The following is an 18,174-nucleotide window of genomic DNA, read 5'->3' as shown; positions in this document are numbered from 1 at the left end:
TCTATGATATTATAAATCTCGTTGTTGCAAAGGTCTCTGAAACTTGTTAGGATGCGATGTTCCAGCTTTTTTAAAGCGATTGGTTTGACGCAATACAACTTCTTCAGATTTACTTTTCACAAACCGAGAGCCATTAGCTCAGTTGGTAGAGCATCTGACTTTTAATCAGAGGGTCGAAGGTTCGAGTCCTTCATGGCTCACCATGTATTGGCCCGTTGGTCAAGCGGTTAAGACACCGCCCTTTCACGGCGGTAACACGGGTTCGAATCCCGTACGGGTCATTGATTTACTTTAGCGTTAAGCTAATTTTTTCCTCACTTGCTTGAAGGAGCACCACGATTGCTTTTTCGGGCAAGTTACTGAGGTCCGGTAGTTCAGTTGGTTAGAATGCCTGCCTGTCACGCAGGAGGTCGCGGGTTCGAGTCCCGTCCGGACCGCCATTTATACATATTCATCTTTTTGATGATGGCTCGGTAGCTCAGTTGGTAGAGCAACGGACTGAAAATCCGTGTGTCGGCGGTTCGATTCCGTCCCGAGCCACTTCCAAACGCATCTGCAATCGCAGGTGCGTTTTTATTATGAAAAGAAGGCATAAAAAGGGAGAAGCCGGACCTAGGTAGGGCCCGGCTCCATAAGAAGAAGACGTTACATCTATATAGACGGCTGATGATTGGAAAAGTTTCAATAAAAAAGGAAAAAGTCATCAATTTTTTTGACTGGCATCTTTCTATCCAACGTTTACTAGAAAAGAAAGCCGTTATTATTTTTATCTTTGCCTCGTAAAACGTTATAATAGACAGTGAGCCTTTTTTTCGTAAACGGAAAAGGCGTAATGATATATGCAAAATGGAATGACATAGATGCTAAAAATGCAGGAGGAAATCACAATGGAAAAAAAGATTCTTGTCGTAGATGATGAAAAACCGATTGCTGATATATTGGAATTTAATTTAAGGAAAGAGGGCTATGAGGTTCATTGTGCATATGATGGAAACGAAGCCCTTGAAATGGTAGAAGAAATTAAGCCGGACATTATTCTGCTCGACATTATGCTGCCGAATAAAGATGGTGTTGAAGTATGCCGTGAAGTGAGAAAGAAATACGACATGCCCATTATCATGCTGACAGCAAAAGACTCTGAAATTGATAAAGTCATCGGCCTTGAGCTTGGCGCAGATGATTATGTGACAAAGCCTTTCAGCACGCGTGAGCTGCTTGCCCGTGTGAAAGCGAATTTGAGAAGACAAACCGCTGCTCCGCAGACAGAGGAAGAATCTGAATCAAATGATATTGAGGTTGGATCACTCGTCATTTATCCAGATGCGTATGTGGTGTCTAAGCGTGAGGAAACGATTGAATTGACGCACCGTGAGTTCGAACTGCTTCATTACTTAGCGAAACATATCGGACAAGTCATGACACGTGAGCACTTGCTGCAAACCGTATGGGGCTACGATTACTTCGGAGATGTCCGTACAGTAGACGTTACAGTCCGCCGTCTTCGTGAAAAGATTGAAGACAACCCTAGCCATCCGAGCTGGATCGTGACAAGACGAGGCGTCGGCTACTATTTAAGAAACCCAGAGCAGGACTAAGATTCTTATGAGTAAAGTAGGTTTTTTTCGCTCGATTCACTTCAAATTGACCTTGATTTACGTGCTGCTGATCATCGTCGCCATGCAGATCATTGGCGTGTACTTTGTGAAGCAGCTAGAGCAGTCCTTAATTAATTCATATGATAATTCCTTGAATCAGCGAATCTACTCGTTATCGTATTACCTAGAACAAGATTCATCGAAAAGCAAGGCAGAATTAAAAGAGGATGCTCAAAAGATATTGAACGATTTTAACAACAAAGATGAGTCTAATGAAATCTCTGAAGTCAGCTATATTGACGAAAGCAGAGAGGTCATTGCCTCTGTCAATAATGGCAGCCAAGAGATTGCCGGCAAGAAAATCACTGATCAAATCATTAGCCGTATTTTCGCGGTTGGCAAAGACTATGAGAAAAAATTCTATGACCCTGAATCAAATAAAAGGGTGCGTATTTCTGCGACAGCCGTGAAAAATGAGAACCAAGAGACCGTTGGCGTGATTTATGTTGTGTCTTCAATGGAAAGTGTGTTTAACCAAATGCGAACCATCAACACCATTTTGGCAACTGGTACACTGATTGCACTTGGGACGACTGCTCTACTTGGTATCTTCATCTTCAGAACGATCACTCATCCTATTTCAGATATGAGAAAGCAAGCGATCGAGCTTGCCAAAGGGAACTTCTCCAGGAAGGTCCGTAAGTATGGGCATGACGAGATTGGCCAGCTTGCGACAACCTTTAACCATCTGACGAGAGAGCTGGAGGAAGCTCAGCTGATGACGGAGGGTGAGCGGAAAAAGCTTTCTTCTGTCATTGCCTATATGACGGACGGCGTCATCGCAACGAATCAAAACGGTGCAATTATTCTATTAAACAGCCCCGCATTAGAGCTGTTAAATGTTTCACGTGAAACAGCTCTTGAGATGCCGATTACGTCCTTGCTCGGCTTAGAGGAAACTCATACATTTGAAGATTTAGTCGAAAATCAAGATTCCATGCTGATCGAAATTGAACGCGAAGACCAGCTGTCTGTATTACGTGTTAATTTCTCCGTTATTCAGAAAGAGCATGGGAAAATTGATGGCTTAATTGCAGTCATTTATGACGTCACAGAGCAGGAGAAAATTGATGCTGAACGTCGTGAATTCGTCGCGAACGTATCGCATGAGCTGCGCACACCGCTGACGACGATGCGAAGCTACCTTGAGGCGCTGGCTGAAGGGGCGATTGGTGATAAGGAGCTTGCCCCAAGATTCCTTAGTGTCACGCAAAATGAAACTGAGCGCATGATCCGGCTTGTCAATGACTTGCTGCAGCTGTCTAAGTTCGACAGCAAGGATTATCAATTCAACCGTGAGTGGACGAACTTTATCAGGTTTATCTCGCTCGTCATTGATCGTTTTGAAATGACGAAGGAGCAGCATGTCGATTTTATCCGCAACCTGCCGCAGCGTGAAGTATATGTGGAAATCGATCAAGATAAAATTACACAGGTGCTCGATAATATCATTTCCAATGCCATGAAATACTCACCAGAGGGTGGACACATCACGTTTACCGTCGATCTGGATGAGGAGAAAGGCCTTGTGTTATTCAGCGTGAAAGATGAAGGAATCGGTATTCCGAAGAAGGATATGGATAAAATCTTTGAACGTTTTTATCGAGTGGATAAAGCAAGAACAAGAAAGCTTGGCGGAACCGGCCTAGGTCTTGCGATTGCAAAAGAAATGGTTCAGGCTCATGGCGGAGATATTTGGGCTGACAGCATTGAAGGAAAAGGGACAACGGTGACCTTTACCCTTCCGTACAATGAAGAACAAGAGGATGATTGGGATGAAGCGTGAGACCTTTAAAACCATAATATTGACAATCCTAATTGCGATCAGTCTTGTATTTACGTGGAATATCTGGATGTTCCAGCCCGTCATGCAGGATCAGGCAGATACAGGCACACAGGTCGTGGAAACGAAGAAGATTTCAAGCGACGAGCCTAGAAGTCTCATTGATGTCGTGAAGCCGCGCGAGATGTTTATCCATTCAAATGGGGAGCATTTTAAAGTAGATCAAAAGGAACTCTTTCAAAACTTTTGGAATGATGTGAGCCTTTGGGATGTCAAAGAGGTTAATGATGTGTCGGATCAATATTCCGAGCAGAAATTTAAGAATTTCTTCTATGGACGCGAAGGGCAAGGAAAGACATTGGATCTTGTATTCAATGATCCGATTCCGATTGATATTTTCCAGGCGCTCTTTAAATGGCCGAACAAGTCCATTGAATACAACTCGTTTGATCGGATGATTGTGCCGTTCGCTCAGCAGGATAAGGCCAATAAGAAAGTTTACTTGGTCTCATACAGCAAGGAAACGGTGCTTGAGCTGACAATTGAGTCCGCCAACTACCGTAATCTAATGGCCAGTATCGCTGCCGCTCAAAACGAGATGCCGCGCTATGATCTTTATACATTCTCTACGAATTCTAAACGAGATTTCCTTCTTCCGAGAAAGCAAAAGCAGCTTGAAGCGAAAATGTTCTTTATCGAAACGATTAAGACAAACAAGTTCAAAGACGCTTTGTTTACGGACCCGAGTCTTGTCGGTGAGGAATCTAATTTAAACCGGACGGTGTACACAGATGGCACAAGCCGCCTTGAAGCCAATCAAAAAGACCACCGCATTCAATATCAGCATCGCAATATCAATTCCAGCACTGTTTTCCAAACGGGGGATTTGATCAAGCGAAGCGTGAAATATTTCAATGATACGGGAAGCTTTACTGATGACTACCAATACTTTGGCATCAACAGCAACCAGCAGCTGTCCTTCAATATGTTTATGGACGGTCTGCCGATTGTGAACAGTACAAAGCATCCATTTGGGATGACCTCCCTTGAAGTCCAATGGGCGAATGATGACATTTTGAATTACAAGCGTCCAAACTATATTCTTGGCAATAAAGCGAGTCAAAGTGAACAGGTCAAGCTGATGAACGGGACAGAGCTGAAGGACTTGATCATCAAGCAGACGAAATATGATGACTTGGAGAAAATTGAACAGATTTTCCCGGCATATCAAGCTGTTTCAACTGCATCAGATCAAGATCAAGGGATGTTTGTCTGGCTGGAGCCTGTATGGTGTATGAAGTATAACGGCAAAACCGTGATTCTATCGAATGATCTTTTGACAGAGGGGAGCGAGAATCATGGAGTGGAATAAGACCAAAACGATCTTTATCCTAGCCTTTCTCGTTCTCGATATCTTTCTAGGTTTTCAATACTTTGAAAAACGGTCAACCGATCATTTTGCGATTATCGAAAAAACGGATACGCTGGAAGAAATGAAGGCAGACGGGATCAAATATGGCAATCTATCAGATGAAGCTAAGATTGGATATCGCATTACAGCTGAAAAGAAGCAATATACAAAAAAGGATGTCGACGGATTAGCTGATCAAAAGGCGAAAAGCACATTCTCGAAAACAGATAAAGATGATCCTGTCACGCTGCTTGAAATGACCTTCAATAAGCCAGTTGCCTTGCCGAAAAAGGATATCAAAACAGCGGCGACGAACCTTGTGAACCAGCGATTGCTGGATGGGAAGAATTATAAGCTGTGGAATATAGATGAAGAGACAGGGAAAATCGTCTTTTTCCAAACGTATAAAGGGAAATACATCTTCCAAGAAGGCCTGGATGACACCGAAACCATCGGTAAAATCACCTTAGATCTCAACGATCAAAACGAAGTTGTTTCTTATCAGCAGTCAATGGTGACGTCGATTAATGAAGTGAGAAAAGAAACACTTGTCCCAGCACTTGAAACCGTGAAGGACTTATATACGCAAAATATGCTGAGCCAAAACACGACCGTGAAAAAGGTAGAGCTTGGTTACTATACGCAATACCCGGGGGCAAGCACGCAAGTCATGGTTCCTGTATGGCGTGTGGAGCTTGAAGGCGTATCAGCAGGTTCAAAGAAAAAGACAGAGGAAGAATATTTGATCAATGCCATCGATGGCTCAACACTTGATCATATAGAGAAAGATGACAAATCTTCAATGGAGTGAGAGAACATGAGCTTGCAGTTCAGTGTACTAGCGAGCGGAAGTACGGGGAACGCTTTTTATTTAGAAACAGACGAGCATGCCTTTTTGGTCGATGCTGGTTTAAGCGGCAAACAGATGGTCGAGCTGCTTGGCCAAATCGACCGCAAGCCTGAAGACTTGGACGGCATTTTTGTGACACACGAGCACTCCGATCATATTAAAGGGCTTGGTGTCATGGCAAGAAAGTACAAGCTTCCTGTCTATGCAAATGCGAAAACATGGAAGGCGATGGAATCTCATATCGGAAAAATTGATACAGAGCAGAAATTCCATTTTGATATGGAGACCGTTCAATCCTTTGGCGGCCTTGATGTTGAGTCATTTGGCGTCTCACACGATGCGGCAGAGCCTATGTTTTACGTATTCCATTATGGAGGGCGCAAACTTGCGCTCATGACGGATACCGGCTATGTGAGTGACCGCATGAAAGGCATTATTAAGTCAGCCAATACGTTTGTGTTTGAGAGCAATCATGATGTCGGTATGCTGCAAATGGGCCGATACCCATGGAGCATTAAGCGTAGAATTCTGAGCGATGTCGGACACGTATCAAATGAAGATGCTGCTCTTGCGATGACAGATGTCATTGGAGATGCCACCTCACGCATTTATTTGGCTCACTTGAGTCAAGACAACAACATGAAGGATTTAGCCCGTATGGCGGTCCAGCAGACGCTTGAAATGAAGGGCTTTGTTGTTGGGGACGGCTTTGATTTATTTGATACGGACCCGAAAAAAGCAACCCCGCTTTGCGCCGTATGATTTTTACAATCGTATGATTAAGATAAGAGCTTCTTACCAACACTATATACATCATCTATTCACTGAAAGGAAGGAAACATAGTGGATTATCGCGATGTAGAGTGGAAGCCGAGACGAAGCAGAAAAGGATATTTTCTTTCTGGTTTGATCGGTGTATTGGTAGGAGCTTTTTTAATGGGATTCTTTTTCCCCTATGTATCTGGACAGAGCGGCAGTCTGTTTGGATGGCAGCAGAACGGTGATGGAGAAACATCTCAGGGCCCTTTAAAAACTGTGAATGTAAACGTCAATGATGCTGTCACGAAAGTGGTGTCTAATATGTCAGATACGGTGGTCGGCGTCATTAATATCCAAAAGTCGAGCTTTTGGGAGGAAGGCGGAGAAGCAGGCAGCGGGTCAGGTGTGATCTATAAAAAAAAGGGTGACACGTTTTATATTGTCACAAACCATCACGTCATCAAAGGCGCCAACCAGCTTGAAGTGAGCCTTCATGATGGGACAAGAATTGGTGCCAATCTTGTCGGCAGTGATCAGCTTATGGATTTAGCAGTTCTCACTGTCAAAAGTGATAAAATCAAGAAAACGGCGGCCTTCGGTAACTCAGATCATGTGAAGCCGGGTGAGCCAGTCATCGCCATTGGAAATCCATTAGGGCTTGAATTCGCAGGCTCTGTCACACAAGGGGTCATTTCGGGCACGGAGCGAGCGATCCCTGTCGACTCAAATGGAGACGGACAAACGGATTGGAATGCAGAAGTACTGCAAACAGACGCCGCCATCAATCCTGGAAACAGCGGTGGTGCCTTGATCAATATGGACGGAAAAGTGATCGGCATCAACTCAATGAAGATTGCTGAATCAGAGGTAGAAGGAATCGGGCTGTCCATTCCAGCGAATTTGGTGATCCCTGTCATAGAGGATTTAGAGCGCTACGGAGAGGTGAAGCGTCCGTATCTTGGCGTCGGCATGAAATCATTAGCGGATATTGCGAGTTACCACTGGCAGGAAACATTGAAACTGCCATCCAAGGTCACATCTGGGGTTGTTGTCATGAGTGTTGAGCCGTTATCTCCAGCAGGAAAAGCGGGACTAAAAGAGCTGGATGTCGTGACCTCCTTTGATGGCAAAAGTGTACAGAATATCGTAGATCTTCGTAAATACTTATATCAAAAGAAGGTCGGCGATAAGGTAAGAGTGCAATTTTACCGAAGCGGGAAGAAAAAATCAGCAGAGATTAAACTTTCTCAAACCGACCGATATGGCAGCTAACCAGTTCCAGTAAGGGACTGGTTTTTTTGGCATGACTGACATATGATGAAGAAAAGGGGGTTGTACGATTGGTTATACTACAACGGATGTCACAAACCGATTACGATGTATTGATAAAGAAGGCCATTCAGCGGTACGCGGAAGAAAAGGTACTCGCAGGGACATGGGAAAAGGAAGAATCACTTGCGAATGCAGAAGAACAATTTGACAGGCTTCTTCCAGAAGGACTTCAGACAGAGCATCATGAGCTGTGGAATTTCTTAAACGGAGATGAAGCGATTGGCTGGGTTTGGCTTTGCTATGACCCGAATCACCCGCAGCACGAAGGATTTATTTATAACTTTATTTTGTTTGAAGCTTATCGAGGAAAAGGCTTTGCAAAGCAGGCTATTGCTGCATTAGAGGAGCAGGCAAAGTCATTAGGTGTGCAAAAACTTTCGCTCCATGTCTTTGCTCACAATCAAATCGCCCGTTCACTGTACGAAAAAACAGGATTTGCAGAAACCAGTATTTATATGAGTAAACCTTTATAAAAAAGACTTTTTGAATTCCTGATACAATCAATATAGGTACAAGAGTTCGGGTTGGTAGACAAGGTGAGTAAAGCGTTTAGTAACTTGTTAAAGTATATCGACAAATTACCACACACCCAAAAAGAACAAGTCTATCAATGGGTGAAACGCTTTGTTGAGCCATCTTCCTCTCCTGGTGGTCATTTAATTAATGAAATGAGAGAAACTCGCTTCAAGGACGGATTCGAGTGCCCTCATTGTTCATCGGAACACGTTGTCGGTTCGGAAAGTATAAGGGTCGGAAACGGTATTTTAGGGAAGTGATTCATGATATGATAAGTGTTCTTGAAAAATTTATGGATGAACCTTGGTGGATAATCAATGATATTATGTCGGAATTTTTAAATGCGGAATTAAAGAAAGAAGTTCATCCAAATCACATTCTCTACGGAAAAAAGGCTATCGCAGTTGCGAAAAGGGAAGATAACGACGATGTAGTTTATTGGATAAGTGAACTAAAAAAATTCGCCTTAGTTCATTTAACGTATTCCGCAGAAAACACAAGCCAATATCCAAAAACACAGTTACTTACAATAGTTGAATTGGAGGAACATTGTAAAAATGTATCCGAGTTTTACTAAATATGTGTTAATGATCAACACTAAACAGAGCCATAAAAAAAGAAGAAGTACCGTGCAGAAAGCGTACGGTACTTTTTTATGAGGACATCATGGCATCCTGAGCCGTGACTCTGTATAAATCGACTTTACACTTCACGAAAGCGCGAATGATCGCTGGAACTTGAGCTTCTGAACGAATTAACAATGAGGTCTCGTCATCACTGATCACAAGATCTGTTCCGACAGTTTGTAGGTACTGCGTGAGAACAGGTTTCACCTCATCATCAATCCATGCATGCTTGAAGGTTGCACGTATGTTTGAGGATGTGATGGTTTTCTCTTGAGGATGAGTATGTGGGGACACTAATTTTCCTTCAGAAATGAATGCAGTTTTGGTACAAATACTATTGGTGAACCTTGGGCGGTCAGCTGTTAAAAAGACGGTTTTTCCTTCATCCTTTAATGCTTCAATGACCCGCTGAATGTGGAAAATCGAATCTGCATCAATATCGGCAAAAGGCTCGTCGAGTAAAATAAATTCCGGCTGATGGGCAATGGCCTGCGCCATTCCAAGCCGCTTTTTCATACCAGGTGTGAAGGCACCGACCTTCTCCTGATGATCATGATGTAAGCCGACAAATTCTAGCAGTTCTTCATAATCACTCGTTTTCTGGCGTGTTCCGGTGATTTTTGATAAGTAAGCAATATGCTCAAGAGCCGTAAGACCTTCATATAAATCCGTATATTCAGGCAGAACACCGATATGCTGCCTCACTTTTTTTAGCGAAGGCTTATTCATCACTGTAAACGTACCAGAGGTAGGGCGGGAGATTCCGGTAATAATATTGAAAAACGTCGTCTTACCAGATCCCTTTGGTCCAATGAGTCCGAAGATATCGCCTTGATTGACATCAAGATTAATATCATTTATTGCGACTTTTGTACGATATTTTTTTGTGAGCCCTTTTGTATGAAGCATCTACACATCCCTCCTTTGAAACAGCAGTGCAGTTCCAATGAGTAAGATAACGGTCAATGCCGTGTTCATTAGGACGTAGGTCAGCGGTTCACTCCAGCGCGCATAATAATAAGGCGTCATATATTGGAACCAATGAATCATTCGTTCTGAAGAAAGAACAGAAATCATACTGACGATTGGGAAAAGAAAGGAAAATAACATGCCGACAAACATTGATTTCTGCGGTGTTGGAAAGAGCATGGACAAAAATAAAGCACATGAGATACCGACACTGATAAAGGTTAAGATTTTTAACGCATCAGAGAACAGAAAACGGTGTGAGATCACCATATTCAGGACATATGTCGTCATAATACAGCTAAGCCAAAACAGCATCAGTCCAAGATATTTCCCGATGATGATGTTCAAACGGGTTGTTTTACTGACGAGAAAACGAATGGTTTTCAAATGAATTTCGCGGCTTAAAATATCATGAGACAACAAAAAAATAAGGAAAAAACCAAATAAAGAAATCACCAGTTCATTCCCAATAGAATAAGGATCCTTTGCCAGTTCCCATTGTTCCTGATGAGCAGCGATAAATGGAAGACTTGAAACAAAAGTAGATAAAATGAAAATAATAACAATTGTTAAAATAGATTTTGTGCTTTTGAAGAGCTGCTTAAACTCATTCATACAGATGGTCCACACACGCTGTACCTCCCTTCACCTTTATTATACCCCTAGAATAGAAAGACACCATATCTTGCTCTTTAACATTTGTTTAAATTTCATAAAAAGAAGACTCTTCCAGCACCAGTTGACTCATTTTTAAAAATGTTCAGAAAAATATCTTGATTTATGAAAAAACATCATGTATGATAGCTTTAATTCAAGATAATTATACAGGCAATGACGAGAGAAAGTACAATCATCAATTTTTCCACAGAGAGCTTCGGCAGCTGAAAAGAAGCAAAAATAATGATTCGAAAAATGGTCTCTGAGCCTCGTGCTGAACATATCTATGATATTAGTAGGTGACGACGAGAGTTGGTACTCGTTATCAAAACCACAGTATATGAGCCAGATTGGAGCTTTGTACTTGTAGAGGCTGTTTAGCGCGAGCAAACAGTAAATAAAGGTGGTACCACGAGACAAATACCTCGTCCTTATGATTCAAAGATAAGGATGGGGTATTTTTTATTGTCCACTTTTTTTCATACAATTGTTCAAATGTTCCACGTGAAACACCACATCCATTTTTTCAAATGAAAGGGAGATTGACATGAGTGAACATGCATTGGTTTTACAATCAGATTTCGGCATTGATGATGGAGCTGTCAGTGCAATGTACGGAGTGGCAAATACGGTCAGCAGCAGGATCCGCATTTTTGATTTAACACACAATATTCCGCAGTATGACATTTGGGAAGCTTCTTATCGTCTGCTTCAAACCGTCACATACTGGCCGGAAGAGACGGTATTCGTTTCCGTCGTTGACCCAGGTGTTGGGTCAGAGAGAAAAAGTCTTGTTGTCAAAACGACAAGCTCACACTATATCATTACCCCAGATAACGGGACAATCACGCACGTCGCGCAGGATATTGGCATTGTGGAAGCCCGTTATTTAGATGAAACCATTAACCGGCTGCCAAAGTCGGGAAAATCACATACATTCCATGGGAGAGATATTTACGCTTATACAGGGGCAAGAATTGCATCAGGTGTCATTTCTTTTGAAGAGGTTGGGCCAAAGGCGAATATTGATGATATTATCCATCTTCCAGTCGTACAGGCCTATGCGGAAGAAGATGTGATCACAGGGACGATTGATATTTTAGATGTGAGATTCGGAAACCTGTGGACAAACATTCATCACACGCTATTTGAACAGCTTTCAATTAATTATGGGGATGCAATAGAAGTTACCATTGCCAACGGGCCGAAAAATGTGTATAAAAATATCATGACCTATGGACGATCTTTTGCCGACTTAAAGGTAGGCGAACCACTCGTATATGTCAATTCACTCGACCATTTAGGCGTGGCGATCAATCAAGGGTCATTTGCAAAGGCTTATAACATCGGTACAGGCACAGGCTGGCGCCTTTCGATTCGCAAAGCTCCGCGCATTATATACGAATAAGAGGAGGATACATCATGGCAGGAAAACAACTTTCAACGAAAACTGTCGTTGCTATTGGAATTGGCGCAGCCGTCTTTGTGATTTTAGGACGATTTGTCTCCATTCCAACTGGAATTCCGAATACACAAATTGAAACCTCATACGCTTTCCTTGCATTAATGGCCGTGCTATTTGGTCCTGTTGCAGGCGCATTGATTGGTTTTATTGGCCATCTCATTAAAGATGCGACCACATTTGGCCCTTGGTGGAGCTGGATTATTGTTTCGGGTGTCGTTGGTTTATTGATCGGCTTCATTTCTAACCGTTTAAAAGTAGAAGAGGGAGACTTCGGCTGGAAGAAAATCACGCTCTTCAACGCCGTACAAGCAGGCGCACAGGCATTAGGCTGGTTTATCATTGCTCCTGTGCTCGACATTGTGATCTATGCAGAACCTGCGAACAAAGTATTTGTTCAAGGCATCGTGGCAGGGATTTCAAACATCATCACAGTAGGTGTATTAGGAACCATCATCATTGCAGCCTATGCAAAAACGAGAAGCAAAAGCGGCAGTCTATCGAAAGAAACATCATGAAGCAAGGTGGAACACATAAATGAAGAAACCGATGATTCAATTCGAACATTTCGGATTCAAGTATCGCAGTCAGGCAGAACCAACATTAAAGGATATCAACCTGACCATCTATGAAGGAGAAAAAGTTCTCATCGCAGGCCCGTCTGGATCGGGAAAAAGCACACTAGCCCATTGTATCAATGGGCTAGTTCCTGCGTCTTATAAAGGTTCTATGGAAGGAAGTCTTCACATCGGCGGGAAAAATGCAGAGAAAGAGAACATTTTCTCCCTCTCACAGCTTGTCGGAACGGTGCTTCAGGACCCTGATGGACAATTTATTGGGCTCACCGTTGGAGAAGACATTGCGTTTACGCTTGAAAATGATCAAGTCACACGTGAAGAAATGAAAACACGTGTCGAGGAAGCAGCAAAATTAACAGAGGTAGACGGCAAGCTGGCATCTTCCGTGCATGAGCTGTCAGGCGGTCAAAAACAACGTGTCGCCATTGCGGGTGTACTGGTCAACGATGTCGACATTTTGCTGTTTGATGAACCACTTGCAAGCCTTGATCCCGCAACAGGTAAAGAAGTCATCGACCTCATTGACCGGCTGCAAAAACAAACGAAAAAAACCATTGTGATGGTTGAGCACCGATTAGAAGACGTCCTCTTCCGTCATGTGGACCGCATCATCGTTGTCAATGAAGGAACGATTGTAGCGGATATGACACCAGATGAATTGCTTGCCTCAAACGTATTAGAAGCGGCGTATTTACGTGAGCCTTTATATGTAAAGGCTATGAAATATGCAGGTATTCCAGTTGCACCGGGAGATCAGATCGCTGATTTACAGCGTCTCACTTTAGACGATGAGGCAAAAGAGAAAATCGAGCAATGGATGGAAGCGTCTGAACCATCAGTAGAGCAGATTGCAGCACAGGATTTACTAGAAGTGCGTGAGCTGAGTTTTGATTATCCAACAAGACCAAAAACGCTGAGCAACATCTCTTTTACCGTCAAAAAAGGAGAAATGATCAGCATCGCAGGAGCCAATGGCGCAGGCAAGACGACATTATCTAAGGTGCTTTGTGCATTTGAAAAGCCAACGAAAGGCTCAATTCTTTTAAATGGTGATGACATCACAGGAGATACGATCAAACAGCGCTCCGAACGAATCGGCGTCGTCATGCAAAACCCCAATCAAATGATTTCAAAACAAATGATTTTTGATGAAGTCGCACTCGGTCTCGTTTTAAGAGGCGTAAAGGAAGAAGAGATCAAAGAACGGGTGGAGCGGGTCCTAAAAGTGTGTGGGCTGTATCCATTTCGGAACTGGCCGGTTTCAGCGCTCAGCTTTGGACAGAAAAAACGCGTCACCATTGCGTCAATTCTTGTATTAGAGCCAGAAATCCTCATCCTAGATGAACCAACCGCAGGACAGGACTTTAAACATTACACAGAGATGATGACGTTTTTAGAACAATTAAATCAGCAGGGTGTCACGATTTTCATGATCACCCATGATATGCACTTAATGCTAGAATACACAACAAGAACCATTGTCATTTCAGATGGAGAAAAAATCGCAGATGATACACCAGCCAAAGTACTGACAGATCAGCTGCTTGTCCAAAAGGCGAGCTTAAAGGAAACTTCGCTGTATGAACTGGCGCTGAAAGCTGATTGGCCGAATCCAAATGAACTCGTGGATCGCTTCATTGAGGTTGACAGAAAGGAACGAATGACATGGCTGTAGACATGCTGTCCTATATCGATCGCCCGTCGCCGATTCACCGGCTGACAGGTGCCACCAAACTCATTTGCTTTATCCTCTGGTCATCCGCAGCGATGCTCACGTATGATACAGGCGTTTTAGTGTTTATGCTAGTTGCTAGTATCGTGTTCTTTCAGCTATCAAACGTGCGATTTCGTGATATTTCCTTCGTGGTGATCGTCCTGGCGATTTTCCTAGTGATTAATAACATCGCCATTTACATCTTTGCGCCTCAGCAAGGTGTCGCCATCTACGGAGCAAAGCATGAGCTGTTTCATATTGCCGGCTGGTACAACGTCACACTTGAACAGCTCTTCTATCAGTTGAACATTACGCTAAAATACGTGACCGTGATGCCAGCAGCGCTTTTATTTATTGTGACAACAAATCCAAGTGAATTCGCCTCATCGCTCAGCAGAATTGGGGTCAGCTACCGGATTTCCTATGCGGTAGCGATTGCCTTGCGCTATATTCCAGATATTCAGCGGGATTTTCGCACGATCGCGATTTCTCAGCAAGCAAGAGGGATTGATTTATCGAAGAATGAGAAACTTGGAAAACGCATTAAAAATGCGCTGTCGATTGTGATGCCGCTGATTTTCTCCAGCTTGGAGCGGATTGAAACGATCAGCAATGCGATGGAGCTGCGCGGGTTTGGAAAGCATAAAAAGCGTACATGGTTTACGACAAAAGACTTTCAAAAAGCAGATTATGTGGCGTTCATATTTGTTGGTGTGGTACTGATTGTTTCGTTAGTGATTACATTTGTTAGAGGAACGAGATTTTATAATCCGTTTTTATAGAAAGAAGCCTTCACAGGAGTGGAGGCTTTTTTGTTTGGTTTGTGGATAAAAGGTGTGGAAAATGGTAAAAGACTATTAACATGTGAATAAATCGGTTATATTGAACAATGAGCGAAACACTTGTGAATAACGAAACAACATATTGGAGGAATTAGAAACTTATGAACAAATCACTTTATGCTTGTGCAGAACACATAGAAACCGTATTAGACATGTACATAGATGATCACGAAACGCCGCCAGAATTCAGAAAAATCGAACATACACACAGTTTATCCACAACCTGTGAATTGTGCGATGAACCTGCAATATATATAGTGGGGAACGAATGATCGGACACAAAATACACAAATTTTATCCACAATTGTTGATAACTTATATGAATAACTTGTTCTTAAGGTGGGGATGACCTGTGAATATATCAATTATCACAGTAGGAAAATTAAAAGAGAAATATTTAAAGCAAGGCATAGCCGAATACACAAAACGATTACAGGCTTACGCAAAAATTGAGATCATTGAGCTCGCGGACGAAAAAGCACCCGAGAATCTCAGCGATCAAGACATGAAAATCATCAAAGACAAAGAAGGAGAACGCATCCTAAGCAAAATCAACCCAGACGCCCACGTCATCGCCCTCGCCATCGAAGGAAAGATGAAAACTTCCGAAGAATTAGCCGATACAATAGATAAGCTGGCAACATACGGAAAAAGCAAAGTATGTTTCGTCATAGGCGGATCCCTCGGACTAAGTGATGCTGTCATGCAGCGTGCGAATGAGAAACTGTCGTTTTCGAAAATGACGTTTCCGCATCAATTGATGAGGCTGGTGTTGGTGGAGCAGATTTATCGGGCGTTTCGGATTGTGCGGGGGGAGCCTTATCATAAGTGAGTGAGGTTTTATTGCAGGTGTTAATAATAGTAGATATGTGAATCCTAAAATATATTAACTAATATTTTAAAGCTTAAAGAGATTATTAAGTATAGAACTCTTAGTTAGAGTAATGAGAATCTTTAATACAGTCAAAGTAAGAGAGACTAAAGTGATGGTTTTAAAGGAGATGAACGAGGTGAGCAGAAAGATAAGTACTCAGGTTGAAAGAAGGATATATGCTGAATCTATGGGGAGATGTATGAATCCAGAATGTAAAGTAGAATTATTTAAAGATAGTGGCGACATAATGGAAAAGGCTCATATAATTCCGTATTGTGATACTAAAGACAACTCTTATGAAAATTTAATTATTTTATGCCCAAATTGTCATACAAACTTTGATAAAAACAATGCATTCAGTGTAGATGATGTTGAAAAATGGAAAAAAATACGCAAGGCTGAGTTCGAGCGTTTCTTTAGTAAAGAGTATGATACTTTTGAGGATTTAAAAAGTGAAGTAGTTCCATTGTTACTACATAATCAAGCAATCTTTGAAAACTATTATTCAGAGGACCAAAGGGGATTGTGGGACATTTTTGAAGGTGAGATTTTATCAAATAATAGAATACTAAGAAAAATTTTAAAACACAATACTAAGTTGATTCAAAGGCATTCTCAGGAAAGCTACTCAAACTTAGCAATAGTACAAAAATTTATGCTTCATATTGAAGAATTTGAAGCTACTCGAATAAGTAAAGAAAAAATAAGACATGTATTATTTCCAACTGAGATTAATTCTTTGTTTGGAATAAAACCTTTACAAAAAGACTTTATACCATCTGTAGAGTCTATTGAGAGTTTAATAGCAGTATTGCTGAATAAGGGGGAATTTGAATCTATTGTTTTAGGCATTGATAATCCATATATACAGGTTAAAAAAGACAGTAGTTCTGAAAAAATTTATCTAAATGATACTCCAAGGTTAAGGCAAATATACTATGATAGCAAATGTTTTAGGCAAGTTAATGTTCGATTTGAAAGTTTAAATTATGCTCTAAAAGTTATAAAATCAAGAGGTTTAAATTTTGATTTTTTAGAGATAGACAATCTAAAAGAAATTACAGTAAATGGTGTAAAGATAGTTTTTATTTATGAGTATTGCTTAAGTAAAGTTAAATTACAACAACTATGTCCAGAGGAAAAATGTGTGGTTTTAAACTTACATAATTGGAATGGTGAGTGTTGTATTTCAGGGGAAGCATACGAGCTAGCAAAAGAAATGAAAGTAACGTTACTAACAATGGATAAATTTTATAAATACATTAATGGCATTTAACACAAAAGATTTTGTCATTCAGAAAATCCTACAGCATATAGAATTGTTTGAGTTATTTAATAGTGTATATTTATTTGGCTCAATTCTCAATGAGAATAGATCCCCTAATGATATAGATTTATTGCTAGTTTATAAAGATTTTTCTAATCAACTTTTAATTGATTTGGATAAGATAGTCACTTTTTTTGATCACTCATATGAACTCTCCTTTGATTTAACTGTACTAAGTGAACATGAGGAAGAAGAGTCAGGTTTTATGATTAGATTAACCTCAAATTACTTAAGACTGAAATAACAAATTCTTATATTTAAAAAAATGATAATATTTCACAAGTAAATTCACTTTTAGAAGACTGCATGAAAATAGTATGGGGGAAATTGAATTTAATAAATTGACGAGAAAAGTTTCAGAAATAGAAGCTAGCTATACCCGATGAGAATATTCCTTCAAAACTTGATTTTGATAGAGCTGCTCAAAGGTTAGGAGTGTGTCTAATCAAAGAGGAAAACTGCTTTTGAGTCATAAAAGAGTTCAACCACAACTTTATATAATTCAAGAAAAAAGTATGAACGCACTCAAAGATTATTTGAGGAAAAGGTCTTATCCAAAACCAGAGGTATTAATATTTGAACCTGTACCGAAGGAAATCATTAGTTTTTGTGAAGAGTGATAAGCAATTTCTAATTTAAATGTAGTTCTAAAGATCTTCCAATATAAAATAATATTTTAAGAACCTTGGTAGAGTTTGGTATCCATCAAGGTTTTTTAATAAACTCATTTAAAGGCACCACGGTGAACTATACCAGAGGAAGAAGGAAAATAGAAAGTTGTAAGGAATCTCAAACAACACATGTTGACATATCGTTATT

General features: G+C 41.2%; 17 protein-coding genes, 4 tRNA genes, 1 pseudogene and 1 other annotated feature. Of the genes and pseudogenes, 20 read left to right on the top strand and 2 right to left on the bottom strand.

Annotated elements, in window-relative coordinates; all coding sequences use genetic code 11:
- Positions 1-127 precede the first annotated feature (127 nt).
- From QR42_RS18425 to QR42_RS18365, 13 genes and pseudogenes are all read left to right on the top strand, one after another.
- Positions 128-203, top strand: a tRNA-Lys gene (locus tag QR42_RS18425).
- Positions 204-209: 6 nt separating this feature from the next.
- Positions 210-281 (top strand) — tRNA-Glu (locus QR42_RS18420).
- A gap of 82 nt (positions 282-363) precedes the next feature.
- Positions 364-440, top strand: a tRNA-Asp gene (locus tag QR42_RS18415).
- Positions 441-467: 27 nt separating this feature from the next.
- Positions 468-540, top strand: a tRNA-Phe gene (locus QR42_RS18410).
- Between the two features lie 347 nt (positions 541-887).
- Positions 888-1,595: a response regulator YycF gene (yycF, locus tag QR42_RS18405; protein ID WP_024424030.1), complete on the top strand. Its 708-nt coding sequence runs from the start codon at positions 888-890 to the stop codon at positions 1,593-1,595.
- 7 nt (positions 1,596-1,602) lie between these two features.
- The gene (gene walK, locus QR42_RS18400) at positions 1,603-3,441 is read left to right on the top strand and encodes a cell wall metabolism sensor histidine kinase WalK (protein WP_024424029.1); all 1,839 of its coding nucleotides are present in this window, start codon (positions 1,603-1,605) and stop codon (positions 3,439-3,441) included.
- Positions 3,431-4,810 (top strand): two-component system activity regulator YycH, encoded by a 1,380-nt coding sequence (gene yycH / locus QR42_RS18395; RefSeq protein ID WP_039182839.1) that lies wholly within the window; start codon positions 3,431-3,433, stop codon positions 4,808-4,810. The genes walK and yycH overlap by 11 nt, the downstream gene beginning before the upstream one ends.
- A complete protein-coding gene (locus tag QR42_RS18390) occupies positions 4,797-5,660 on the top strand; it encodes a two-component system regulatory protein YycI (protein ID WP_039182836.1) in 864 nt (287 codons plus the stop codon). Before yycH ends, QR42_RS18390 begins: the two co-directional genes overlap by 14 nt.
- Positions 5,661-5,666: 6 nt before the next feature.
- The gene (locus QR42_RS18385; protein ID WP_024424026.1) at positions 5,667-6,461 is read left to right on the top strand and encodes an MBL fold metallo-hydrolase; all 795 of its coding nucleotides are present in this window, start codon (positions 5,667-5,669) and stop codon (positions 6,459-6,461) included.
- 78 nt (positions 6,462-6,539) lie between these two features.
- Complete coding sequence (locus QR42_RS18380; RefSeq protein WP_442852936.1) at positions 6,540-7,730, top strand: S1C family serine protease; 1,191 nt, start codon at positions 6,540-6,542, stop codon at positions 7,728-7,730.
- A 68-nt stretch (positions 7,731-7,798) separates the two neighbouring features.
- Positions 7,799-8,263, top strand: coding sequence for a GNAT family N-acetyltransferase (locus QR42_RS18375; RefSeq protein ID WP_039182830.1), 465 nt, complete (start codon positions 7,799-7,801; stop codon positions 8,261-8,263).
- 63 nt (positions 8,264-8,326) lie between these two features.
- Positions 8,327-8,553 (top strand): annotated as a pseudogene (locus QR42_RS18370) (transposase-like zinc-binding domain-containing protein); the annotation flags it as partial.
- A gap of 21 nt (positions 8,554-8,574) precedes the next feature.
- A complete protein-coding gene (locus QR42_RS18365) occupies positions 8,575-8,883 on the top strand; it encodes a hypothetical protein (RefSeq protein WP_052196541.1) in 309 nt (102 codons plus the stop codon).
- Between the two features lie 76 nt (positions 8,884-8,959).
- Here QR42_RS18365 and QR42_RS18360 read toward each other — a convergent pair whose 3' ends face one another.
- Both QR42_RS18360 and QR42_RS18355 read right to left on the bottom strand, forming a co-directional pair.
- Positions 8,960-9,841, bottom strand: coding sequence for an ABC transporter ATP-binding protein (locus QR42_RS18360; protein ID WP_039182824.1), 882 nt, complete (start codon positions 9,839-9,841; stop codon positions 8,960-8,962).
- The gene (locus QR42_RS18355; protein ID WP_039182821.1) at positions 9,842-10,531 is read right to left on the bottom strand and encodes an ABC transporter permease subunit; all 690 of its coding nucleotides are present in this window, start codon (positions 10,529-10,531) and stop codon (positions 9,842-9,844) included.
- Between the two features lie 192 nt (positions 10,532-10,723).
- Positions 10,724-10,994: a binding site (T-box leader), on the top strand.
- 111 nt (positions 10,995-11,105) lie between these two features.
- Between QR42_RS18355 and QR42_RS18350 the strand changes: the two genes are divergently transcribed.
- The 7 genes from QR42_RS18350 to QR42_RS18325 all read left to right on the top strand — a co-directional run bounded on the left by QR42_RS18350 (position 11,106) and on the right by QR42_RS18325 (position 17,304).
- Positions 11,106-11,966, top strand: coding sequence for an SAM hydrolase/SAM-dependent halogenase family protein (locus QR42_RS18350; protein WP_039182818.1), 861 nt, complete (start codon positions 11,106-11,108; stop codon positions 11,964-11,966).
- Between the two features lie 14 nt (positions 11,967-11,980).
- Positions 11,981-12,538: an ECF-type riboflavin transporter substrate-binding protein gene (locus tag QR42_RS18345; protein WP_024424020.1), complete on the top strand. Its 558-nt coding sequence runs from the start codon at positions 11,981-11,983 to the stop codon at positions 12,536-12,538.
- A 19-nt stretch (positions 12,539-12,557) separates the two neighbouring features.
- A complete protein-coding gene (locus QR42_RS18340) occupies positions 12,558-14,273 on the top strand; it encodes an ABC transporter ATP-binding protein (protein WP_039182814.1) in 1,716 nt (571 codons plus the stop codon).
- Complete coding sequence (locus tag QR42_RS18335; RefSeq protein ID WP_039182811.1) at positions 14,264-15,094, top strand: energy-coupling factor transporter transmembrane component T family protein; 831 nt, start codon at positions 14,264-14,266, stop codon at positions 15,092-15,094. Before QR42_RS18340 ends, QR42_RS18335 begins: the two co-directional genes overlap by 10 nt.
- Positions 15,095-15,255: 161 nt before the next feature.
- Positions 15,256-15,426, top strand: coding sequence for a CxxH/CxxC protein (locus tag QR42_RS19195; protein WP_008360116.1), 171 nt, complete (start codon positions 15,256-15,258; stop codon positions 15,424-15,426).
- Positions 15,427-15,506: 80 nt separating this feature from the next.
- On the top strand, positions 15,507-15,986 hold the full coding sequence (gene rlmH, locus QR42_RS18330) for a 23S rRNA (pseudouridine(1915)-N(3))-methyltransferase RlmH (protein ID WP_025093694.1): 480 nt from the start codon (positions 15,507-15,509) through the stop codon (positions 15,984-15,986).
- Positions 15,987-16,155: 169 nt separating this feature from the next.
- Positions 16,156-17,304 (top strand): HNH endonuclease signature motif containing protein, encoded by a 1,149-nt coding sequence (locus tag QR42_RS18325; protein WP_235354831.1) that lies wholly within the window; start codon positions 16,156-16,158, stop codon positions 17,302-17,304.
- The last annotated feature ends 870 nt before the right edge of the window (positions 17,305-18,174 follow it).

The organism is Bacillus sp. WP8, from assembly GCF_000800825.1.
In the GTDB taxonomy this organism is placed as follows: Bacteria; Bacillota; Bacilli; order Bacillales; family Bacillaceae; genus Bacillus; species Bacillus safensis.
This window is presented reverse-complemented; position numbering and strand designations above follow the sequence as displayed.